General features: G+C 74.1%; 20 protein-coding genes. 6 read left to right on the top strand and 14 right to left on the bottom strand.

Features of this window, described 5'->3' with window-relative positions; translation table 11 throughout:
- Positions 1-54 precede the first annotated feature (54 nt).
- The 4 genes from ccrA to ACFVDP_RS13115 are packed head-to-tail and all read right to left on the bottom strand — an operon-like array spanning position 55 to position 8238.
- Positions 55-1344, bottom strand: coding sequence for a crotonyl-CoA carboxylase/reductase (gene ccrA, locus ACFVDP_RS13130; protein ID WP_383487852.1), 1290 nt, complete (start codon positions 1342-1344; stop codon positions 55-57).
- Positions 1345-1371: 27 nt separating this feature from the next.
- Positions 1372-2388 carry an alpha/beta hydrolase gene (locus ACFVDP_RS13125; RefSeq protein WP_383487849.1) on the bottom strand — a complete coding sequence of 339 codons (1017 nt, stop codon included), beginning with the start codon at positions 2386-2388 and terminating at the stop codon, positions 1372-1374.
- A 28-nt stretch (positions 2389-2416) separates the two neighbouring features.
- Positions 2417-6484 carry an acyltransferase domain-containing protein gene (locus ACFVDP_RS13120; RefSeq protein ID WP_383487846.1) on the bottom strand — a complete coding sequence of 1356 codons (4068 nt, stop codon included), beginning with the start codon at positions 6482-6484 and terminating at the stop codon, positions 2417-2419.
- Complete coding sequence (locus ACFVDP_RS13115; protein ID WP_383487843.1) at positions 6481-8238, bottom strand: fatty acyl-AMP ligase; 1758 nt, start codon at positions 8236-8238, stop codon at positions 6481-6483. The genes ACFVDP_RS13120 and ACFVDP_RS13115 overlap by 4 nt, the downstream gene beginning before the upstream one ends.
- Before the next feature lie 221 nt (positions 8239-8459).
- Here ACFVDP_RS13115 and ACFVDP_RS13110 point away from each other — a divergent pair, with 221 nt between their 5' ends.
- Complete coding sequence (locus ACFVDP_RS13110) at positions 8460-9875, top strand: MFS transporter (RefSeq protein WP_383487840.1); 1416 nt, start codon at positions 8460-8462, stop codon at positions 9873-9875.
- Here ACFVDP_RS13110 and ACFVDP_RS13105 read toward each other — a convergent pair.
- Positions 9823-11229, bottom strand: a complete 1407-nt coding sequence (locus tag ACFVDP_RS13105; protein WP_383487837.1) for an AMP-binding protein — start codon at positions 11227-11229, stop codon at positions 9823-9825. The two genes, ACFVDP_RS13110 and ACFVDP_RS13105, sit on opposite strands and share 53 nt — an antisense overlap.
- A 125-nt stretch (positions 11230-11354) precedes the next feature.
- Complete coding sequence (locus ACFVDP_RS13100) at positions 11355-12404, bottom strand: YihY/virulence factor BrkB family protein (RefSeq protein ID WP_383487834.1); 1050 nt, start codon at positions 12402-12404, stop codon at positions 11355-11357.
- A gap of 83 nt (positions 12405-12487) precedes the next feature.
- Here ACFVDP_RS13100 and ACFVDP_RS13095 point away from each other — a divergent pair, with 83 nt between their 5' ends.
- Positions 12488-12943, top strand: a complete 456-nt coding sequence (locus ACFVDP_RS13095) for a GNAT family N-acetyltransferase (RefSeq protein ID WP_383487832.1) — start codon at positions 12488-12490, stop codon at positions 12941-12943.
- On the opposite strand, the gene ACFVDP_RS13090 is transcribed toward ACFVDP_RS13095, so the two are convergent.
- The 5 genes from ACFVDP_RS13090 to ACFVDP_RS13070 form a co-directional block, all read right to left on the bottom strand.
- A complete protein-coding gene (locus ACFVDP_RS13090; RefSeq protein WP_383487829.1) occupies positions 12940-13713 on the bottom strand; it encodes an NAD(P)H-dependent oxidoreductase in 774 nt (257 codons plus the stop codon). The genes ACFVDP_RS13095 and ACFVDP_RS13090 overlap by 4 nt on opposite strands.
- A gap of 88 nt (positions 13714-13801) precedes the next feature.
- On the bottom strand, positions 13802-14407 hold the full coding sequence (locus ACFVDP_RS13085) for a DJ-1/PfpI family protein (protein WP_383487826.1): 606 nt from the start codon (positions 14405-14407) through the stop codon (positions 13802-13804).
- A complete protein-coding gene (locus ACFVDP_RS13080; protein WP_383487823.1) occupies positions 14404-15390 on the bottom strand; it encodes a GlxA family transcriptional regulator in 987 nt (328 codons plus the stop codon). Before ACFVDP_RS13080 ends, ACFVDP_RS13085 begins: the two co-directional genes overlap by 4 nt.
- Before the next feature lie 72 nt (positions 15391-15462).
- Positions 15463-15858 (bottom strand): ANTAR domain-containing protein, encoded by a 396-nt coding sequence (locus ACFVDP_RS13075; RefSeq protein WP_383487821.1) that lies wholly within the window; start codon positions 15856-15858, stop codon positions 15463-15465.
- A gap of 90 nt (positions 15859-15948) precedes the next feature.
- On the bottom strand, positions 15949-16908 hold the full coding sequence (locus tag ACFVDP_RS13070; protein ID WP_383487818.1) for a helix-turn-helix transcriptional regulator: 960 nt from the start codon (positions 16906-16908) through the stop codon (positions 15949-15951).
- Between the two features lie 300 nt (positions 16909-17208).
- On the opposite strand from ACFVDP_RS13070, the gene ACFVDP_RS13065 reads away from it, so the two are divergent.
- Positions 17209-17550 carry an ANTAR domain-containing protein gene (locus ACFVDP_RS13065; protein ID WP_383487815.1) on the top strand — a complete coding sequence of 114 codons (342 nt, stop codon included), beginning with the start codon at positions 17209-17211 and terminating at the stop codon, positions 17548-17550.
- Between the two features lie 26 nt (positions 17551-17576).
- Here the strand turns inward: ACFVDP_RS13065 and ACFVDP_RS13060 are convergent, their stop codons facing one another.
- The gene (locus tag ACFVDP_RS13060; protein ID WP_383487813.1) at positions 17577-18098 is read right to left on the bottom strand and encodes a GNAT family N-acetyltransferase; all 522 of its coding nucleotides are present in this window, start codon (positions 18096-18098) and stop codon (positions 17577-17579) included.
- Between ACFVDP_RS13060 and ACFVDP_RS13055 the strand changes: the two genes are divergently transcribed.
- The gene (locus ACFVDP_RS13055; RefSeq protein WP_383487810.1) at positions 18097-18672 is read left to right on the top strand and encodes a helix-turn-helix domain-containing protein; all 576 of its coding nucleotides are present in this window, start codon (positions 18097-18099) and stop codon (positions 18670-18672) included. The two genes, ACFVDP_RS13060 and ACFVDP_RS13055, sit on opposite strands and share 2 nt — an antisense overlap.
- Positions 18669-20021: an MFS transporter gene (locus ACFVDP_RS13050; protein ID WP_383487807.1), complete on the top strand. Its 1353-nt coding sequence runs from the start codon at positions 18669-18671 to the stop codon at positions 20019-20021. Before ACFVDP_RS13055 ends, ACFVDP_RS13050 begins: the two co-directional genes overlap by 4 nt.
- Here the strand turns inward: ACFVDP_RS13050 and ACFVDP_RS13045 are convergent.
- A complete protein-coding gene (locus tag ACFVDP_RS13045; protein ID WP_383487804.1) occupies positions 19975-20373 on the bottom strand; it encodes a DUF5997 family protein in 399 nt (132 codons plus the stop codon). The two genes, ACFVDP_RS13050 and ACFVDP_RS13045, sit on opposite strands and share 47 nt — an antisense overlap.
- A 58-nt stretch (positions 20374-20431) precedes the next feature.
- Here ACFVDP_RS13045 and ACFVDP_RS13040 point away from each other — a divergent pair, with 58 nt between their 5' ends.
- Positions 20432-21229 carry a LysR substrate-binding domain-containing protein gene (locus tag ACFVDP_RS13040; protein WP_383487802.1) on the top strand — a complete coding sequence of 266 codons (798 nt, stop codon included), beginning with the start codon at positions 20432-20434 and terminating at the stop codon, positions 21227-21229.
- Between the two features lie 28 nt (positions 21230-21257).
- Here the strand turns inward: ACFVDP_RS13040 and ACFVDP_RS13035 are convergent, their stop codons facing one another.
- The gene (locus ACFVDP_RS13035) at positions 21258-21836 is read right to left on the bottom strand and encodes a TetR/AcrR family transcriptional regulator (RefSeq protein ID WP_383487800.1); all 579 of its coding nucleotides are present in this window, start codon (positions 21834-21836) and stop codon (positions 21258-21260) included.
- Between the last annotated feature and the right edge of the window lie 51 nt (positions 21837-21887).

The raw sequence follows: 21887 nt of genomic DNA, 5'->3' as shown, positions 1-21887 counted from the left end.
ACTGAAGACTGTCATATACCTGACAGTTCTGATGGCCCCCATGCTCACCGGCCCCTAGGAAACCGGCGCGGGCCCGCTGATTCCCAGTCCGGTGCGCGGCGCGAGCGCCAGCACCCCGACCTTGCCGATGTGCCGGCCGCTCTGCACCAGGCGGGCCGCCTCCGCCGTCTCCTCCAGCGGGTACGTCACCGACAGCGCGGGCCGCAGTCGGCCCAGCTCCACCAGGCGCTGCATGGCGGCCAGTTCGTCGAGGTTCACGCCGTGGCTGCCGATGACGCGCTTGAGCCGCATCCACAGGTAGCGGTTGTCGAACTCGTGCTGGTAGCCGGTCGTCGAGCCGCACGTCACCACGGTGCCGCCGCGCCCGACCACGTACACGGACACGCCGAAGGTGGCCCGGCCGACGTGCTCGAAGACGATGTGCGGGTCGTCGCCGACCGCCTTCCTGATCAGCGTGCCGAGGCGGCGCCCCGGCACGGAGGGGTCGTCGGGCACCCGGCCGTCGAGACCGATCTCGCGCCGGTCGATCACGACATGGCAGCCGAACTCCTTTGCGGCGCGCGCCTTTTCCTCGCTTCCGACGACACCGACGGCGATGCCACCACCGGCGCGCACGAGCTGCGCGGCGTACGCGCCGAGGCCGCCCGCGGCGCCCCAGATGAGGACGACGTCGCCCTGCTTCATCCGGGCGCCCCGCTCGCTGACGAGCATCCGGTACGCGGTGCCCGCGCACAGCGGATTGCTGGCCGCCTCCTCCCACGTCAAGTGCGCCGGTTTGGGCAGGAGTTGGTTGGCGCGGGCGACGCAGTAGTGGGCGAGGCCGCCGAAGTTCGTCTCGAAACCCCAGGCGAGCTGGGAGGCGCCGCGCATGCCGTCGGCGTGCGTCGCCGGGTCCTCGTCGTCGACGTACACGGGCGAGACGACCACCCGGTCGCCGACCCGCCAGCGGCGGACTCCCGCTCCTGCGCGCACGACCACTCCGGCCGCGTCCGAGCCGATGACGTGCTGCGGGGCGTCGTGCCGTGCCGCCCAGCCGCCGTCGCGGCCGAACCTGCGCAGAAAGTCGAAGGTGGGCAGCGGCTCGAACATCGCCGACCACACGGTGTTGTGGTTGATGCCGCTGGCGAGCACCGCCACCAGCACTTCGTCCGGGGCGAGTTCGGGCATCGGGACCCGGCCGACGTGGATCGACTTGCGGACGTCCTTGTCGTCGACACCGGTGAACGTGCCGACGTCCTCGGCCCGCAGATGCGCGGCCACGTACGTCTGCGGGACCGGTAACCCATCGAGGATCTCGGGCGGCGCGTCGGCCAGCACCGCCTCGGCGAGCGGATCGTGTTCCATGACGTTCCTTCCGGGCGTGGGGAGAGGTCAGTTGCCGGGGAGTCCGAGGCCTGCGGCGAGCGTCGGCCACGAGGTCCTGAACTCGGCCTGCCAGGACGACCAGGCGTGCGTGCCGCCCTGGTACAGATGTGTCTGCGCGGGCACGCCGAGGTCGGCCAGACGTGCGGCGAACTTGTTCGCCTGGCCCCACAACGTGCCCTCCAGGACGGCGCCTTCGAGATTTCCGAAGTCGGTACTGGGGACGCCGCTGCCCTGCGAGAGGTACAGACGGGTGCCTTTGAGGCGGTCGGCGAGGGCGTAGGGGTTGTGCGCGTTCCAGTTCGCCCGCTGGAGGAGGGAGCTGCCCCACAGGCTGCCGGGCAGTTGCAGCTCGCGGGCCACGATCGCGCCCAAGACGGTGACCATGCCGAGCGCGGTCGTGTCGAGCACCCCGCTGTACGAGGCGGCCGCGGCGAACGTGCCGGGCCTGCGCGCCGCGAACGCCAGCGCGCCGTAGCCGCCGGTGGACACCCCCGCGACGGCCCGCCGCTCGCCCGCGTGGAACGCGCCGCGCAGCAGCTGCATCACCTCGTCGCCCTGGAACGTCTCGTAGTCGGGCGAACTCCGCCCGAAATTCCACCAGTCGGTGGGGATCCCGGTCGGACCCGAGGACGGCATGACGGTGATGACGTCCCTGTCGGCGAGGAACGTCTCGATGTCCGTCTCCCGCGTCCACGACGTGTAGTCGTCGTGCGCCCCTTGCAGCAGATAGAGGACGGGCCGCTCCCGGTCGGGCGCGCTCGCGTACGAGGCGGGCAGCAGGACCCGCACCGGTACGTCGGCGCCCACGGCGGGGGAGCGGACGGTCAGGTCGACCGTGCGCGCGTCGAGCCAGGTCTGCCCGACGATCGTGGCCCCGTCGTCGGCCCGCACCCCCTGCCGGACGGCCGTGGCCTGCGCGCCCTGCGCCGTCGACGCGCCGAGCGCGCCGCCGGTGGCGAGGAGGGCGACGGCGGCCACGAGCGCCGTCGAACGGGCGCGGACCGGTCTGCGGTGACGGCGCATGAGGACTCCAAGTGGGTTGTCGGACGGTTCAGTTGGCGGCGAGGTCACGGGCCAGGGCTGTGGCCAGCTCGTCGACCACCGGTGGATCGAGCAGCGCCAGGTGATGGCCGGTGAGCGGGGTGACGGTGAGATCGCGGCAGTACGCGTCCCAGCCGAGCGCCGCGTCGGTGCGCTCGTAGCGGACGTCGCGCACCGTGTGCGGCGCGGGCAGCGTCGCCCGGTACAGCAGGGTGCGGCCGCCGTACGGCTGTGGCGTGTGCCGTTCGCCGCTGCGCAGATCGAGGTACGAGGTCCGCTGGTGGGCGAGGACGGCGGCGGGTAGCTCGACGGCCTGCTCGAGGAGCTTGAGCACCAGGTCGACCTGGCCGGTGTCGTCCAGTGTCCCCAACGCGTCGTAGGGCAGGTCGAGTTCGGCGCCGTAGGTCGTGGCGATGTACGCGGCGAAGTCCGCGAAGCGGCGCCGTGCCTCGTCGGCCGGGGTGCGGGCCGGCGGCGCCGGGAGCGGCAGCACAGAGTCGACGAGAATGAGCGCCGGGACCGTACCCTGCCGGGACAGCAGCCGCGCGGTCTCCTGGGCGACGAGCCCGCCGTACGACCAGCCGCCCACCGCCCAGGGACCCTCGGGCCTGACCGCGCGGATACGGGCGGCGAACTCGGCTGCCCGGGCCGACACGTCGTCGGGCCGTTCGACGCGGTCGAGGCCGAACACCGGGCGCCGCCCGTCGAGCCGCGCGGCGAGCCGCCCGTACACGTCGCTCGAACCACCCGCGGCATGGCACAGGAAGAGCGGAGCGCTGGGTCCGTCGCCGGGGAACGTGCGCAGGAGGCCGGGGGTGCCGGAGTGCTCGGCGGTGGCGGGCGTCGCGGAGGGGTCGGGGAGGCGCGGCGGCGCCACGTTCCCGGTGTCGTCCAGCAGCTCCGCGACGCCCCGCAGCGTCCCTTGCCGCAGCAGCGCCCCGGCCTCCACGGCCACCCCGAACTCCCGCTCCACGGCTGTCCGGATGCGCACGGCGGTGAGGGAGTCGAGGCCCAGTTCGGTGAGCGGCACGTCGGGGTCGAGACGGTCGGGCCCGAAGCCCATCACGCCCGCGACCAGGGCCCGCAGGCGGTCCAGTGGGGTCGTGCCGCCCGGCTCGGAGTCCGGCTCCGGGACCGGCGCCGGAGGTGTCTCGCCGAACCAGAAGCGGCGGTGCCGCCAGCGCGGTGAGGGCACATCCACGATCCGGCCGCCGTCGTGCAGCGTCTCGCGCGCCGACGGCACCGGCACCCCGTGCACGAGCAGCGACGCGAGCGAGGTGCGGAACGTGAGGGCGTCGTCGGTGTCGCGGCGCAGCGTCGGCACGATCAACGCGTCCGGCGCGCCCGCCGCCTCCAGGGTGCGGATCAGCGGATGCAACTGCGTTGGATGCGGGGCGACGTCGACGAAGACCCGGTGCCCGTCCTCGGCCGCCGCGCGCACCGCCTGCGTGAACCGCACCGGGCGGCGCATGTTGTGCCGCCAGTACGCCGTGTCGCAGGGGTCGCCGGCCCGCGGGTCCTCCAGGACCGTGGAGTAGCGGCGGCACAGCGGTGGCCCGTGGGGCACCGCGCCCATCTCCCACGCGAACTCGTCGAGCAGCGGCTCCACATCGGGCGAGTGCCCGGCCGCGGTCACCGGCAGGGCGCGCGCGAAGCCTCCGTCGCCGGTCACCCGGGCGACGAGCGCCGCGACGTCGGCGGCCGAACCGGTGACGACGCACTGTGCGGGTGAGGCGTGCACCGCGATGTGCACCGACGGCAACGCTGATGCTGCATTGGTGACTTGCTCCGCCGGAAGGTCGACGACGGCCATCGCGCCGCCCCGCAGCGTCGCAAGCAGCCGGGAGCGTACGGCGACGATCCGCGCCCCCGTCGACGGGTCGAGGGCCTGCGCCGCGACCGCCGCCGCGATCTCCCCGAGGGAGTGGCCGATCACGGCCGCGGGCTCGACCCCGTAGGACCGCCACAGCTCGGCGAGCGCGACCTGAAGCCCGTACAGGACCGGCATCACGACGGCGGTCGACGAGAGGTCGAAGCCGGGTTCGGTCGCGGCGCGCAGGGAGACTCCGGCGTGCTCGCGCAGGATCGGTTCGAGCCGGTCGACGGTGGCCGCGAACACCGGTTCCGAGGCGAGGAGCCGGCGGCCCATGCCGGGCCACTGCGATCCGTAGCCGGAGAACACCCACACCGGGCCCGGGGCGCCCGCGCGCAGGGGTGGCCGGTCCGCCGTGACGAGGCGGGCGTCCGGGGCTCCGGCGGCGAGGCGGTGCAGGGCGCTCGCCGCGTCGGCCCGGTCGCGGGTCACGACGGCGGCGCGCACCCGGCCCCGGCCGGTGCGGCCCGCCAGGGTCCTGCCGACGTCCGCGAGGCGGGCCGGCGCGCTGCCGGGGGAGTCGAGCCAGTCGGCCAGCTCGCCCGCCTGGGCGCGCAGCCGGGACCGGGTCGGCGCGTCGAGCAGCAGCACCGACGGCCGGTCGGCCGGGCCCGGGCGGTCCGGGAGCGGGGCGCGGTACTCGGCGAGCGCCACATGCGCGTTCGTGCCGCTGAAGCCGAACGCGGACACGCCCGCCGTCGCCGTGCCCGAGTAGCGGGGCCACGGCTCCGGCTCGGCGACGACCCGCAGGCCGAGCGCGTCGAGGTCCAGGTGCGGGCCGGGCGCGGTGAAGTGCAGTTGCGGCGGCAGCTCGTCGTGGTGCAGGGCGAGCACCGTCTTGATCAGCCCGGCGATCCCCGCGGCGGCCTCCAGGTGCCCGAGGTTCGTCTTCACCGAGCCGAGCAGCAAGGGCTGCTGAGCATGGCGGCTCCGGCCGAGCGCGGCGCCGAGCGCGGCGGCCTCGACCGGGTCGCCGAGCGGGGTGCCGGTGCCGTGCGCCTCCACGTGATCGACCAACCGGCCGCCGGAACCGTGCACTTGGCGCAGGAGGGCGCGCTGCGCCGACCCGTTCGGCGCGGTCAGGCCGTTGGAGCGGCCGTCGCTGTTCACCCCGGAACCGGTGATCACGGCGAGGATCCGGTCGCCGTCCCGCTCCGCGTCCGCGAGCCGCTTGAGGACGACGACCCCGCAGCCCTCGCCGCGCACCATGCCGTCGGCGGCCGCGTCGAACGCCTTGCAGCGGCCGTCCGCCGCCAGCGCGCCCGCCCGCTGGAAGCCGAGCGTCACGGCGGGCGACAGCAGCACGTTCACCCCGGCCGCGAGCGCCACGTCCGACGACCCGTCCGCCAGGGAGCGCACCGCGTGGTCGACGGCCACCAGCGACGAGGAGCACGCCGTGTCCACGGCCAGCGAAGGGCCCCGCAGATCCAGCAGATACGACAGCCGGCCCGCGGTCACGCTCAGCGCGCCGCCCGACGCCGTCCACGGAGTCACCGACTCCGGCCGGGCCGCCGTGAGATGCGCGTACTCGGTGCCGCTGACCCCGACGAACACCCCGGTCCGCGACCCCGCGAGCGACGGCGCGGGCAGCGCCGCATGGTCGAGGGCCTCCCGCGCCACCTCAAGGAGCAGCCGCTGCTGCGGATCGAGCGCGAGCGCCTCGTCGACGCCGATACCGAAGAACTCGGCGTCGAAATAACCGACTTGATCGCCTTCGTCGTTCCTGAGGAAGCCGCCGTGCCGGGACAGCTCGGCGGGCAGCGCGGAACCCGGCGGCACAAAGGGATCCCAGCGGCCCTCGGGCGCCGTCGTGACGGCGTCCCGTTCCTCGGTGAGCAGCCGCCAGTACGCGGCCGGGGAGTCGACGCCGCCGGGAAAGCGGCAGCCGAGACCGATCACGGCGACCGGTGAACTCCCATCGTCAGAAGCCCTGTTGCCCCGGACCGGAGCCTCCGGTTCCTGCGGCTGTCCGGGTTGCGTCAGCGCCGCCACGAGCGCGGCCGGTGTCGGCGACTCCCACAGCAGGGTCGCGGGCAGCCGCCGCCCCACCGTCTCGCCGAGCAGCGCCGTCAGCGCGACGGCGTCCCGTGAGGTGAGGCCCAGTTCGGCGAGCGGCCGGTCGTCCGTCACCTCCTCGGGCGCCACCCCGTACCAGGCGCCGAGCCGCGTGACGAGCAGCTCGCGGATCTCCTCGGCGCCGCTCATCCCGCCACCTCCGCGGGGAACGGCCGGAGGTCCCCGGCGAGGAACCGCTCCCGGCACGCCGCCCGCGCCACCTTCCCGCTCGACGTGCGCGGCACCGTACCCGCCGGGACGAGCAGCAACTCGACCAGCCGCAGGCCGTGTTGGGCGGCCATCGCGCCGCGCGCCGCCGTCAGGGCGTCCCGCACCGCCGCCCCGTCCGGCTCCGTACCGCGCCGCGCCTCGGCGACGACCACCAGCTCCTCGCCCTCCTCCACCCCGGCGGGGTGCGGCACGAGGAAGGCCGCGAGCCGGTCCCTGCGCACCGCCTCCACCACGGACTGCACGGTCTCCTCCACGTCCTGCGGATAGTGGTTGCGGCCGTCGACGACGATGAGGTCCTTCAGGCGGCCCGTCACCAGCAGCCGCCCCTCGTGCAGCGCCCCCAGATCCCCGGTGCGCAGCCATCCGTCGCGGAAGGTCTCGGCCGTGCGCGCGGGCTGCTTCCAGTAGCCCGCGCCGATGTTCGGCCCGCGCACCACGATCTCGCCGACCCGGTCCGCGCCGAGCTCCGCGCCCGTGCGCGGGTCCGCGATCCGCACCTCCTGGCCCACCGGCCGCCCGCAGTCGGCCAGGCGCGCGGTCCCGCCCGGCTCGATCCGGCCCGCCGCGAGCGCCGCCGCGTCGCACTCCACCGTCACCGACGGCTCCGCGGGCCCGTCCGCGGTCACGAACACCGTCGCCTCCGCAAGCCCGTACGCGGGACAGACCGCCCGCGCCGCGAGACCCGCCGCGCCGAACACCGTCCGGAACCGCTCCAGCGTCCCCGGCCGCACCGGCTCGCTGCCGTTGAGCAGCGCCGCCACCCGGTCCAGGCGCAGCCCGGCCACCTCCTCGGCTTCGATCCGCGTGACGCAGTAGTCGTACGCGAAGTTCGGCGCGGCGCTGATCGTCCCCGGGTAGCCGCCGAGGAGTCGCAGCCAGCGCACCGGCCGCTCCAGGAACGCCACCGGGTCGAGCAGCACCGAGGAGAACCCCGCGTACACGGGCGCGGCCACGCTCAGCACCAGACCCATGTCGTGGAAGAGCGGCAGCCAGCCGACCGACGTGCTGCGGCCCGCCGCGGCGCCGAACGCGGTCACCGCCTGACGCGCGTTCGCGACGACGTTCGCGTGCGTCACCATCACCCCGGACGGGCTGCGCGTGGAGCCCGACGTGTACTGGAGATACGCCACGTCGTCGGGCGCGGGGCGCGGCAGCTCGGCCGCCGGCGGGGCCGCGCCCGGCGCCCGCGTGTCGAGCACCGGGATCCGGCCGCCGACGAACGCCTCCACGGAACCCCGCGACGGGCCGTCCGTGAGCACGCACGCCGGTTCACAGTCCTCCAGTACAGCCGTCAACCGGCCCTCGTGGCCCGGCAGTTCGGGGCCGAAGAGCGGCACCGCGATCACGCCCGCGTACAGACAGCCCAGGAACGCCACCGCGTAGTCGAGGCCCTGCGGCAGCAGCAGCGCGACCCGGTCCGCCGGGCGCACCGTCCGCGCGAGGAGACCCGCGACCGCGCGGGCCCGCTCGTCGAGCGAGCGCCAGCCCAGCGTGCGGTGCACACCGGGCGAGTCCGGCTCGGGGAAGTCGACCTGGGTGAAGGCCCGCCGGGCGGCGCGCTCCGTCGCCCAGTGCCGCAGCCGGTCGGTGAGCAGCGGCGCGTCGGCGTCGGCGTCCTCGGATGGCGGGCCGGGCAGGGCGGCGGCGGTCGGGTCAGTCGTCGGGGAGGTCATGACGGCAACTCCACGGAGGTGACGGACGGTGGGGCAGAGGCCCAAGATTCCGCTTCGGTGCGTGCGGCAGAAAGACGAGGCGCTGACAGTTCGCGCGGCACCGGCTGTCAGCCGGATGACAATCCGCGCACCCGGAATGGGCATCCCGCGCAGCAGTGCGACCGCCCCTCGGGCCCGGACAATCCCCCTGTCCGACAGGCCCGGCGGAAGGGGAGCGGCACATGCACCGGGGACGACTGTCGGCGCTCCTTGTCCTGCTGTCCCTCGCCGGATTCCTCACCACGCTGGACAACACCGTCATCAATGTGGCGCTGCCCACCGTGCAGGACGACCTCGCGCTCGGCGTCGCGGGCCTTGAGTGGGTCGCCACCAGCTACGTCCTGTCCTTCGGGGCGCTGTTGCTGGCCGGCGGCCGCCTCACCGACCTCGTCGGGCGCCGCCCGGTGCTCGCCGTGGGCCTCGCCGTGTTCACCCTCGCCTCGGCGGCGGCCGCCCTCGCCGACAGCGGCTCCACGCTCGTCGCGGCCCGCGCAGTGCAGGGCGCCGGGGCCGCGCTCGTCATCCCCGCGTCCCTCGCGGTCGTCGCCGCCGACCTGCCGGCCCGGCGCCGCGCCACCGCCGTGGGACTGTGGACGGCCTCGCTCGCCGTCGCCCTCGCGCTCGGCCCGGTCATCGGCGGCTTCGTCACAGAACACTGGGGCTGGCACTGGGTGTTCCTGCTCAACGTGCCGTTCGGGGTGCTCGCCCTGCTGCTCGTGCCCGCCGTCCCCGCCGCGCGCGGGAGCCGCGCCGCGCGCCTGCCCGCCCTCCTGGACCTGCCCGGCGTCGCCCTCTCCGCGCTCGCCCTGTCCCTCCTCACCTACGCCCTGGTCAAAGGCGGCGAACACACCTTCAGCACCCCGCCCGTCCCTCTGTGCCTGTGGCTGGCGGCGGCCACCGGGGCGGCCTTCCTGGTGGTCGAGACGCGCACCTTCCTCCCCCTGATCGATCTGCGGATGCTGCGCGACCGCTTCCTCGTCGGCGGTGTCGCGGCGCAGGTGATGTGGGGCATCGGCGTCAACGGCGTCTTCTTCTTCACCGCCCTCTACCTCCAGCACGTGCTCGGGTTCTCCCCGGTGAAGGCGGGCCTCGCGTTCCTGCCGCTGGCCGGGGCGCTGCTGGTGTGCACCCCGTTCGCGGAGCGCGCGGCCCGCTTCGCCGGCGCCCACCGGTCCATTGCCGCCGGTCTCGCCCTGGTCGCGGCGGGCCTGCTGCTCGTCTCCCGCACCGGCGCGCACGCCTCGTACGCGCAGTTGCAGCCGGGACTCCTGCTGATCGGCGCCGGCTCGGCGCTCACCACACCGCTGACCGTCCGCTCCGTCGAGGGAGTTCCCGCCACCCGCACCGGCATGGCGTCCGGCCTGGTCAGCGCGGCGCGCGAGATCAGCGGTGTGTTCGGGGTCGTCCTCGTCGGCATCGTGCTCACCCGCACCGAGCGCGCCGCGCTGCGCGACGGCGCCGACCCGCGCGACGCGTTCCTCGACGGCTACGACACGGGGCTCCAACTGGCCGCGGGATGCGTCCTGTTCGGGGCGCTGGTGACTCTCATCGCTCTACGTCGTCCAGGGCGCCACCGGCGCCGTCGCCCCCGTCGATGAGCGTGCCGGACGGGTCGGGGAGCAACGTGACGAACCCGTCGGGCCCGCGCACCGCGAGCCGCCCCGTCCGCAGCCAGCCGCCCGGCAGCAGGTCCCTGACCTCCCCGACGCGAAGCCTGCTGACCTGAGGCCCGCGCAGCAGCAGTTCGCCGGCGTGCCCCGGCAGCGCGTCCGCGCAGAGGGTTCCCTCCACCGCGATCCGCACCTGCGTGCCGGGCAGCGCGAGCCCCGCCGTACCCGAACGGGCGTCCGCCGTCGGCGGGTTGGCGAGCGCGACGCCGCACGCCGCGTCCGGCCCGTACGCCTCGACGATCCGGGCCCCGAACGTCTCGCGCACCTGTCGACCGGTCGCCGCGTCCAGCGGGGCGGTGAGCACCGCGCGGACCGTGGCGAGCGCCTCCCGCTCATGGGCGGGCCGCTCCAGGAGCCGGACCAGGGCGGCGGGCGGCGCCGCGAGCACGGTCGGAGCGGCCCGCCGCGCGGCCCGCAGCACCGCCGCCGGAGCCGGGTCCGGCACCAGCACGGTGCGCGCCCCCACGAGCGGCGCCGCCAGCGTCGCGAGGACGAGCCCCGGGGCCGTCCACAGCGGCGCCAGCGAGAGCAGACGACTCCGGTGCCTGGACAACTGCGGATACCAGGCGGCGAGTTGATGCGCGGCGGCGACGAGGTGCCGGTGGCACAGGGCGATCGGGGCGCCCTCACGCCCGTACCGTACGACCGCGATGTCGTCCGGTTCCGAGCCGCGTGACCAGGGCCGGTCCCGCGTCGCGGGCAGCGCCCCGACGCGGTGGCCGACGAGGTCCCGCCAGCCGACCACGACCGTGCTCGGCCGGCGCTTCACCCGCGGGCGGCCGACTGCGGCCGACGGTGCCGGGCGGGGCCGCGCCACATCCACCGTCACCAGCACCTCGCACCCCCACGACCCCGCGACCTCGTCGCCCAGCCCCCGCGGCACCACGGCGACCACCGGCCCCGCCCGGCCCGCGACGGCGGCCCCCGCCGACCGGTGGTCCGCCGGATCCCACGGCACCAGGACCGCCCCGACGCGCCACGCCGCCTGGCACAGCACGACCAGCTCCGGGCAGTCCGGCAGCAGCGCGAGCACCCAGGTGCCGCGCCGCACCCCGAGCCGTTCCAGCGCCGCCGCGACCCGCAGCACGCGTCGGCGCAGCGCACGGAAACCGGTCCGGCGGCCGTCGTGGGACAGCGCCGTGCGGGCCCCGAACCGGCGGGCCGCGTCGTCGAGCAGCGCGGACAGCGGCACCGGGGGCACGGACAGGGACGGCGGCACCCCGCGCGCGTAGAACCGCAGACCCGGCTCGCCCTCGGGGCGTCGCGCGAACACGTCCGTCATGCACGGATCGTGCCGCAGCCCGCACCACGGCCTCTTGTGCGCGGACCCCGAACGTACGGGAGCGGCCTTGTCATTTGGCTGACAAAGCCGCTCCCTGTGCCGTTCGCCGGTACCGCCCCCTGGTGTCACTCGGTCTGGCCGGCGTTCTGCGGACCCTTCTGGAGCCGGGCCCGACGGCGCATCTTGGCCGGCCACTTACGGGTGTCGCGCGGCTCCACGTACGGCTCCTGCCCCTCCGGCAGACCACCGGAGATGGCGCGCTGCCGGGCCAGTTCCGCGTCGAACTCCAGACCGAGCAGGACCGCCAGGTTCGACAGCCACAGCCAGACCAGGAAGATGATGACGCCGGCCAGGGTGCCGTACGTCTTGTTGTACGAGCTGAATCCCGCCACGTACAGGGCGAAGACCCCGGAGGCCAGCAGCCACAGCAGCACCGCGACGACGCTGCCCGGGCTCAGCCAGCGGAAGCCGGCGCCACGGACGTTGGGCGCGCGCCAGAACAGCAGCGCCACCATCAGCACCACCAGCACGAGCAGCACCGGCCACTTCGCGATGTTCCAGGTGGTGACCGCCGCGTCCCCGGCGCCGATCGCCTCACCGGCCCGGCGCGCCAGCGGTCCTGTGAACACGACGATCGTCGCGCTGAGCGAGAGCAGCACCATCAGCGTCACCGTCAGCGCCAGCCGCAGCGGAGTGACCTTCCACACCGGGCGGCCCTCCGGCAGGTCGTACACGGCGTTCGCGGTGCGGATGAACGCGCCGACGTAACCGGACGCCGACCAGACGGCCGCCACCAGGCTCACCACTGCGACGACCCCGCTCGTGCCGCCCGCGCCCTGGAGCTCCACCACGGCATTGCCCAGCAGATCCCGTACCGGGCCGGGCGCGAGATGGCGCAGGTTGTCGAGCACGCTCTTGGTCGCCGTCTCGCCGATGACGCCGAGCCCGGAGATCAGCACCAGCAGCGCGGGGAACAGCGACAGCACGCCGTAGTAGGTGAGGGCGGCCGCCTTGTCGGGCAGATCGTCGTCGAGGAACTCCTTGGCGGTGCGGCGCACCACGGCCCACCACGAGCGGGCGGGCAGATCGGTCGGGTCCCGGGGCTCCTGCGTCTCCTGCGGCTCCTGTGTATCCGACCCGTCCCGCGCCTCGTCGCTGTGCCGCTCACCGGTCATGACGTCTCCTCGGGGCTGATGGGCCGGTCCGCGCTCCGGGTGCCCGCGACGGCGCCTCCCACGCCCCCGGTAGGGTCACCGTCATGGCGGACTGGGAGATAAGGCCTGCTCAAGAGGCCGACATCGAGACGATCGTGGAACTGCGGGCCGTGGTGATGCGCCCCGATCTGGAGCGGCTCGGCCGGTTCGATCCGCAGCGCGTGCGGCAGCGGTTCCGGGACGGGTTCGTGCCCGCGTACGCCTGGGTGATCGAGGTCGGCGGCGCGTTCGCCGGGTGCGTCGCGCTGCGCCCGGCCGAGGACTGCCGCTGGCTGGAGCACTTCTTCCTCGAGCCGCACCTCCAGGGCAGCGGCATCGGCACGGCCGTTCTGCGCCACCTCCTCGACCGCTGCGACCGGGACGGCGTCGTGGTCCGGCTCGATGTGTTGCAGGGCAGCCAGGCGCAACGCCTGTACGAGCGGCTCGGGTTCACTGTCGAGTCCGAGGACCCGGTCGACGTGTTCATGGTGCGCCGCACGCCGGACGTCAGGGCGGGCTAGCCCGCCAGATGGACGCCGAGCCCGTCGCGGCCCGGCGCGTGGTCCGGCCGCAGCACGAGGTCCTCGTCGTACGCGCCGCCCGCCTCGGTGCGGTACGCCAGTGGCTCGGCGTCGGGCAGCGTACGCAGCCGCTCTTGCAGCGCGGCCGACGTCCGGGCGTAGTCCGCCGCGTCGTGCCGGTCGGCGCCGTGGACCACGAACGGCGCGAGCGGCGCCATCCCCGTGTACCAGAACGTGCCGTGCAGCAGCGGGAACAGCACCTCGTCGACATGGCCGTGGATCCCGCGCGGCCCGAATCCGGCCGGCCGGGCGCCCACCGACGTGACGACCAGGGCGCGCTTGCCGGTCAGACCGCCGTCGCCGTAGCGGCGGGTGTGCCCGTCCGGCGCCTTCACCCCGAAGCCGAGACCCTGCACCAGGACCCTGTCGAACCACCCCTTCAGGATGGCGGGCGGCCCGAACCACCACAGCGGGAAGTGCAGGACCACCACGTCGGCCCGGGCCAGCTTCTCGATCTCGCCGCGGATGTCGGCGCTCAACTCGCTGTTCGTGTACGCGCGTTCCTGCGCGGCCCCGACGAACAGCCGCTCCCCGCCGGGCGACGGGCAGCCGAAGTCGTCGGCGTCGAGCACCGCCTTCCACTTCATGGCGTACAGATCGGAGACCTCGTACGAGTGCCCGAGCCCGTCGAGGGTGCGCAGGGCGTCCGTCATCAGGGAACCGTTGAGGGAGCGCTGTTCGGGATGGGCGAAGACCCAGAGGATGTTCATGTCCTCGATCGTGCGCGCCCGCCCCCGGACTCCATCAGTGGCCAGATGGCCACGAGGCATAAGAATCCGGCCAGTCGACGGTGACGGCTCAGGCGCCCGGTTCGTCCGCCATGTACGGCGGCGCCGGATCGTACTGGAGCGCACGCCGCACCGCCCGCGCGTGGTCACGGCCGTGCAGCCGCCCGACGAGCCAGAGCGCGCTGTCGATACCGGCCGAGACGCCCTGGCTGGTCAGCACCGTGCCGTCGACGACATAACGGGCGTCCCGCACGACGGTGACCCCGCCGAGCGCCTCCAGTCGGTCCTCCGAAGCCCAGTGCGTGGCGACCCGCCGCCCTTGGACCACTCCCGCGGCATGCAGCAGAAGGGCCCCGGTGCACACGCTGTGCACCCACCCCGCCGACTCGGCCCGCCGCGCGATCCACCCGGTGACCACCGGGTTCTCCAACTGGGCGGTGCGCGCCCCGAGCCCGCCGGGCACCGTCACCACGTCCAGCGCCGGATGATCGTCGAGCGTGTGGTCGGCCAGCACCCGCAGCCCCTTGGCGAAGCGCACGGGCCCGTCGCGCTCGGCGACGAGCACCGCCCGGTCGACGTCCCCGCGCAGCCGCGCGGACGTGGTGAACACCTGCCACGGCCCTACGACATCCAGATCCTCTGCGTCGTCGAAGACGAGCACTCCGTACACCGTCATGATGGAACTCCCTTGCTGAGTGGCTGGGTCGAGCGGAAGCGGGCCCGGTACTCGGACGGCGCCACTCCGAGCCGCCGGTGAAAGGTGCGCCGCAGCGTCTCCGCCGTGCCGAAGCCGTTCCGCCGCGCGACGGCCTCCACCGGCTCGTCGCCCTCGGCGAGCGACCGCTGGGCCGCCTCCACCCGCACCTGCTCCACGTACGCGGCGGGGGTCACGCCCACTTCCGAGGTGAAGCGGCGCTGCAGGTGGCGTGGGCTGAGCGCGGCGTGCGTGGCGAGGTCGTCGACGCAGTGCCGGGCACCGGGATCCGCGTGGATCGCGGCGACGGCCGCCCGCACCGGGTCGGTCTCCGGGGGCCGGGTGGACATCGCCACGCTGAACTGTGCCTGGGTGCCGGGGCGGCGCAGGAAGAGGACCAGTTCACGGGCGACGACGTGCGCGGTGTCCCGCCCCAGGTCGTCCTCGACCAGCGCCAGGGCGAGATCCATGCCGGCGGTGACCCCGGCGGAGGTCCAGACGTGTCCGTCGCGGATGAAGACGGGGCCGCAGTCCGCGCGGATCTCCGGGTGCTCCGAGGTCAGTTGACGCTCACGGGCCCAGTGCGTGGTGACCCGCCGCCCTGTCAGAAGACCGGCGGCCGCGAGCAGGAACACGCCGCTGCACACCGAGGCGACGCGCCGGGCCCCGGACGCCGCTTCGCGCACCCAGTCCACCAGTTCCGCGTCCTCGCGTGCCGTGTCGACTCCCCGGCCGCCGGCCACCACCAGCGTGTCCACGCCCGCCGGGTCCCGTCCGGGCACCGGGTGATCGGTGTGCATGAGCAGTCCGCTGCTCGCGCGCACCCCACCGCCACCGGGTGCGACGACCTCGCAGGCGTAGGAGCCGCCGAGCCGGGCGGCGTGCTGGAACACCTCGTACGGTCCGACGAGGTCGAGCGACTGGAATCCTTCGAAGACCACGAAAGTGATGCGGCGCTGAGTCACCCCTCAACGATCTGACGCGGTCACGGATGGCGTCAACGACACGCACCCCACGGATCGTGCCATCGCATCCGGCTACTCCGTGGGCGGCCGCTCCGGCGCCGGGTCCGGCTCCCGCTCGGCCGGTGTGCAGCGCCGGACGACCTGGGCCTCCAACTCCTGCCGGACAGGGCCGGGGAGCAGGCCGGTGCGGGGGTAGTCGACGAGCAGTCGCGCCAGGTGGGCCGTCGTGACGCCGGTGCGTGCGGCGACCTCGTGCAGGGTGTCCCGGGCCTCGGCGGGCGTCATCCGGCCCATCGTGAGGATCACGCCGACCGCCTGGTCGATCCCGGCGTGCGCGGAGACCGAGCGGCGCAGGCCGGCGATCTCGGCCTCCATCCGCGCGACGAGCCGCTCGGGCGGCTCGGTGCCGTCGTCGGATCCGGTCTTGGCGTCACGTGCGTCACGTGCGTCACGGGCGTCGGGTTGCAAGGCGCTACCTCCGGGGGCCAGGGGGGTGTGCGTCGGGGCGGGCAGGGACGGTCGTCAGAGGTCGGTCAGGGGGGGGCGATCAGTGATCGGTCAGTTGCCGGTCAGCGTGTGGTGCGGGGGGCGCCCGTAGGTGTCGCGGTAGAGCGTCGCGAAGCGGCCGGGGTGGTAGAAACCCCAGCGTGCGGCGATGCCCGTGACCGTCACACCCGTGGTCGGATCGGCGTCGCGCAGGTCGGCGTGGGCCCGCTCCAGACGGACCCGGCGCAGATGTGCGAGCGGCGTCGTGTCCAGATGGCGGCGGAACGCGTACTGCAGCGCCCGGACGGTGACATGGGCCGCGGCGGCGATCTCCGCCACGGTGAGCGCTTCGTGCGCGTGCTCGTCGATATGGGCGACGGCGCGCCGCAGCGTGGCCGAGTGCGCGTCGTGGCGGTCCGTCCCGGTCGGATCGATGAGCGCCGTGTTGGGGAAGGCGGCCAGCACGCTCGCGGCGAGGTGCTGGGCGGCGGTCGACACGACCAGCGGCTCGGCCGCCATGTCGGGATCGCCGAGCACGTGGTCCCGTACGTGGTTGACGGTCCGCCGCAGATACGCGGCCGCCGATGCGGAGGTCGGCCGGTGCCCGAGGAGCTTCACCGGACCGGGCTCGGCCCGCGGGTCGATGGCCGCGACCCTGGTCAGCAGCTCGGGGTCGAGCATGGTGATGTTGTAGCGCGCGGCGCAGATCCGCCCCTGGTACGGCAGTTCGGGCGGGGCGAACGAGACGACGTCACCGGGGCCGAAGGCGTCCTCGACGTCCCCGAACCCGTGGTCGCGGATGGTGCCTTCGTGGACGAGGCACAGGCAGATCTTCTGCAGCGGCGTCACGTCGTAGCTCATGTCGAAGTCGAGATCGAGCTCGTCGACGGTCACGCCGGGCATCGCGTCGCGCCTGATCCGGGCCCGGCCGGCGTCCGGCGTGCCGTTGCCGATCCGCATCCGCGCGTAGTTCCGGGAGAGGAAGTCCTCCGTCACCTCGAGATCGCTGCTGTCGAAGTGCAGGGTGTCCATGCCTACCTCGCCTCATGCTCCACTGCCTTGTTCCAGCAGAGAAGAATATGACTGTCGGCTGTGTCACCGCCACGAAACCCCCTTTCGGGGGCCTCGCCCGCTTCGTTTTCTGGACAGCCCCGACCTGCACTTTTCGTTTGCCGTGTCGTGTCGGCGGTCGCCGCTGAGCAGAGTTGTGTTCGTGCCGTGAACGGCACCACGACGAGGCGCGCGCAGACGCGCGGAACAGGAACGGAGGCGCGCGGCGACGTGACGCGTCAGGACGGCCGGTGTCCGAAAATCACCGGGCTGCAGGACGAGATGCGTCAGCTGCAGCAGGCCATCGTCTCCCACACCGTCGTCGACCAGGCGATCGGTGTGGTCATCGCGCTCGGCGGGCTCACCCCCGACCAGGGCTGGGCCGTCCTCAAAGAGGTCTCGCAGCACACGAACACCAAACTGCGGGAGATCTCCGGGCAGGTGGTCGCGTGGACCTACGGCGGAGAACTGCCGGACGACACCCGCCAGGCCCTCGACATCGCACTCCTGCGGGCGCGAAGCCTGGACGACAGGGACAGCAGCGACAACAGGGACAGTAGGGACAGCAGGGACGGCAAGGACAGTACGGGTGGAGAGGGCGGAGGCCGGGAGTCGGCCGGCTGATCACCGCGCCCGCCCTCCCGTCCGCCTCAGCCCAGCCGGCGCCGCATCAGCGTCAGATCGAGCCACTTGCCGAACTTCGTGCCGACCTCCCGCACCGTCCCCGCGTGCGTGAAACCGTGCCGCTCGTGCAGCCGGACCGAAGCGGCGTTGCTCGCCTCGATCCCGGCGATCATGACGTGCAGGCCCGCGGCCTCCGCCGACGCGACCAGCGTGCCGAGAAGGCTGGATCCGATCCCACGGCCGTGCTCGCCCTCGGCGACGTAGACCGAGTTCTCCACCGTGTGCCGGAACCCGGAGTAGTCCTTCCAGGGGCCATAGACCCCGAACCCGACGACGTCCCCCTCGCTGTCGGCCACGTACGCGGAACCGCGCTCCAGATGCGCGCCGAGCCAGGCCGCGCCCTCGTCCCGGGACTGCGGCGTGTCCGTCCACAGGGCCGTGCCGTGCACGATGGCGTGATTGCGGATGCCGAGGACGGCGTCCAGATCGGCCGCGTGCGCCGCGCGGACCTTCACGGACCCCGGCCGCGTCTCATATCGTAGATCCATGTCCAATATGATAGATCCCCTGGTGGAGCGGATCGGCGCCCGCATCCGCGCGGAGCGCGACCGGCGTGACTGGACCCTCGCGGAGCTCGCCGACGCCTCCGGCGTCTCGCGCGCGATGATCCACCGGATCGAGCGGGGCGAGAGCAATCCGACCGCCGTGGTGCTCGGCAAGCTCTCGGCCGCGTTCCGGCTGAGCGTGGCCACGCTGCTCGACCCGGACGGCACGGCCGAGGCCGAGCGCGTCCGGCGGGCCGAGGCCGCGCCGCAGTGGCTCGACCCCGAGACGGGATACGCGCGGCGGCAGATCTCCGGTCCGGGGTTCCCCGCCGAAGTGGCCGAGGTCCGGCTGCCCGCCGGAGCCGAAGTGCCCTACCCGGCGGCCGCGTTCGCGTTCCACCGGCAGATCATCTGGGTGCTCGACGGGCATCTCACCTTCCGCGAGGGCGAGTCCGTGCACGAGCTGTCCGCCGGAGACACCGTCGAACTGGGCGCCCCGGCACCGTGCGTCTTCGTCAACTCCACGCAGACCGAATGCCGTTACGCGGTCGTGCTCGTCCGGGACGAGGCGCCGTGAGCCTGCCCCGCGGCGGGGTCGCGCTCCTCGGCTGCACCGCGGGGATCGCCATCGCCAACAACTACGCCGTCCAGCCCGCACTCGGCGACATCGCCCGCGACACCGGCACCTCGACGGCCGCCGTCGGCCTCGTCACCACGGCCGCGCTCGCCGGCTGCATCGCCGGTTTCGCGTTCCTGCTGCCGCTCGTCGACCGGGCGGCGCCGCGCCGGCTGGTCACGGGGCAGCTCCTGCTCCTGAGCGCCGGTCTGCTGCTCGCGGCGAGCGCGCGCACCCTCGGGCCGCTGCTCGTCGCGTACGTCGTCGTGGGCGCCGGGGCGAGTGTGAGCGCCATGGCGTCGGCGATCGCCGGGCGCGGGGTGCCGGGGGAGCGGCGCGGCGCGGCCGTGGGGCTCGTCGCCGCCGGGATGTCGGCCGGGATCCTGCTCAGCCGCCTCGTCGGCGGGGCGCTCGCCCAGACGTTCGGCTGGCGCGCGATGCTGCTCGTCTTCGCCGGGCTCGTGCTGGTCTGCGCGGGCGGCGCGTGGTGGCGGCTGCCGGCCGGTCGGCCCGCGCCGCGGGGCGGCTATCTGGCGACGCTCGCCGCGCTGCCCGGACTGCTGCGCCGGTACCGCACCCTGCGCCGGGCCGTCGTCCAGGGCAGCCTGTGGTACTTCGCCTTCAGCCTCGTCTGGGTGGCGCTCACGGTGCGGCTCGCGCAGGCCCCGTACGGCCTCGACGCCGCGGCCATCGGGCTCTACAGCCTCGCCGGGGCGCTGGGGTTCGCCGCGCTGCCGGTGGCCGGGCGGCTGGGTGACCGGTACTCGCCGCGCGCGGTGATCTGCGTGAGCATGGGCGTGGCCGCGGTCGGGGCCGGGGTGCTGTGCGCGGGGCTCGGGCGGCCGGTGCTCACCGGGGCGGGGCTCGCGCTGCTCGACGCCGGGTGCTTCACCGCGCAGGCCGCCAATCAGGCCCGGATCCTCGGGGTCGATCCGGGGCGGGGCGGGAGCCTCAGCGGGGTGTATCTGCTGCTGTACTTCAGCGCCGGCGCGGTGGGCTCCGCCGTTGCCGCGCCCCTGGTCTCCCTGGGATGGGCGGTGGCGGCCGGGGTGGTGCTGGCGGCGTTGGCCCTGGCCGGGCTTCTCGCGGTGGTGGAGAAGGTGCCGGCCGGTGGGGCTTCTCGCGCAGTTCCCCGCGCCCCTGAAGGCTGCGGCTTCGCCGCATGCCTTCATCGATGGAGGTGGCGCACGAAGTGCGCACCTCCAGGGGCGCGGGGAACTGCGCGACCAGCCACGACGCACCCGCAGACGAAAGAGGCGCGGGTCAGTCCTCGGAGCGGCGAGCGGCTTCGTCGGCGTGCTTCTTCTTGATGCGGACGGTCTCCTTGCGGACGTCGGCCTGCGTGGCCCGCTCCTGCTGGAGCCACTCGGGGTTCTCGGTCTTGAGAGCCTCGATCTGGTCCGTGGTGAGGGCCTCGGTGACGCCGCCGCGGGCCAGGCCCGCGATGGAGACGCCCAGCTTCTGCGCGACGACCGGGCGCGGGTGCGGGCCGTCGGTGCGCAGCGCGACGAGCCACTCGGGCGGGTCGGACTGCAGCGCGGCCAGTTCGGCGCGCGAGACGACGCCGTCCCGGAACTCGGCGGGCGTGGCATCGAGGTACACACCCAGCTTCTTCGCCGCGGTGGCGGGCTTCATCGTCTGGGCGGTCTGGTGCGAACTCATGAGGTCAAGGGTAACGAGCCCCGAAGAAACGTCCGACCACGCCGGGTAGCCTGGCTGCGTGACAGGCACGGAAGAAAACCCCGCACCGCCCGCGGCCCCCGGGTTCAGGCTCGCGTACGTTCCCGGAGCCACCCCCGCCAAGTGGGTGCGGATCTGGCGCGAGCGGCTGCCCGACGTGCCGCTGGAGCTGGTCCCCGTGTCCGCCGCCGAGGTGTCCGACATTCTGCGCGGCGGCGCCGCCGACGCCGGTCTGGTGCGGCTGCCCGTGGACCGTACGTTCTTCAGCGCGATCCCCCTGTACACGGAGACGACCGTCGTCGTGGTCCCCAAGGACCATGCCGTGGCCGCCGTCGAGGAGGTCACCCTGGACGACCTCGCGGACGAGATCGTCCAGCACCCGCTCGACGACGTACTGGAGTGGGCGGAGCGCCCGCCGGGACAGCCTGCGTTCGAGCGGCCGGCGACCACCGCCGACGCCGTCGAGCTGGTCGCCGCGGGCGTCGGCCTGGTCGTCGTGCCGCAGTCCCTGGCCCGGCTGCACCACCGCCGCGACCTCACGTACCGCACGGTCACGGACGCGCCGGGCTCCGACGTCGCGCTGGCCTGGCCGGAGGAGCGGACCACCGACGAGGTCGAGGACCTCATCGGCATCGTGCGCGGCCGCACCGTCAACAGCTCCCGGGGCCGCACCCAGGCCCCCGCCGAGCGCCCCGCCAAGAAGAAGCCCGCCACCCCGGGCAAGGGCGGCGTGGGCCGTCCGCAGCAGAAGGCGGCCGGCGGCCGCAAGCAGGGCGGAAAGGCACAGGGCGGCAAGCAGGCGGGCGGCAAGCGGGGCAAGCCTCGCAAGCGCTCGTAGGCACGGACGTCTGCGGGGCCGTGGCGGGTCAGCGCGGCGCCCCGGCCCGCAACCCGTCCATCACCAGATCGAGCAGGCGGCCCGCGCGTGACTGCCAGTCGCCCCGCGCGTCGATCTGCCACAGGCCCGCTATCGCCAGCATGAAGTCGTCGGTGCTCACACCGGGGCGGATCGTGCCCGCCTCCTCGTTCGCGGCGAGGAGGAGGGTGACCGCGTCCGTGAGCAGGCCGTGGGCGATGCTCTTGAACGCGCCGGGGGCCGTCGTCGCCTCCCGCAGCGCGTTCGCGAGACCCGCCTTCGCCATCGCGTACTGGGCGAGCCGGTCCATCCACTCCCGCAGCGCCACCTCCGGCGAGCGGGCGCACAGCAACTGGGCCGCGGTGTCGGCGACCTGCTGCACCTCGTACCGGTACACCTCCAGGACGAGCGCCTCCCGGCTGGGGAAGTTGCGGTAGAACGTCCCCTGCCCGACGCCGGCCTTCTTCGCGATCGCGCTCAGCGGCGCGTCGGCCGACCGGGTCAGCTCCGCCAGGGCCACCTCCAGGATGCGCTCGCGGTTGCGCTGGGCGTCCGAGCGCAACGGTGCCGGCTTGTCCGGGTGGCCCACGCGTCCTCCTTCGGCTCTGGCGCGGAAACGTCCTTGCTGAGCGGACAGTTG

This window comes from Streptomyces sp. NPDC057694, assembly GCF_042799415.1.
Classification (GTDB): Bacteria; Actinomycetota; Actinomycetes; order Streptomycetales; family Streptomycetaceae; genus Streptomyces.
Note: the sequence above shows the minus strand (reverse complement) of the source record. Positions and strands in the feature narration are given on the sequence as shown.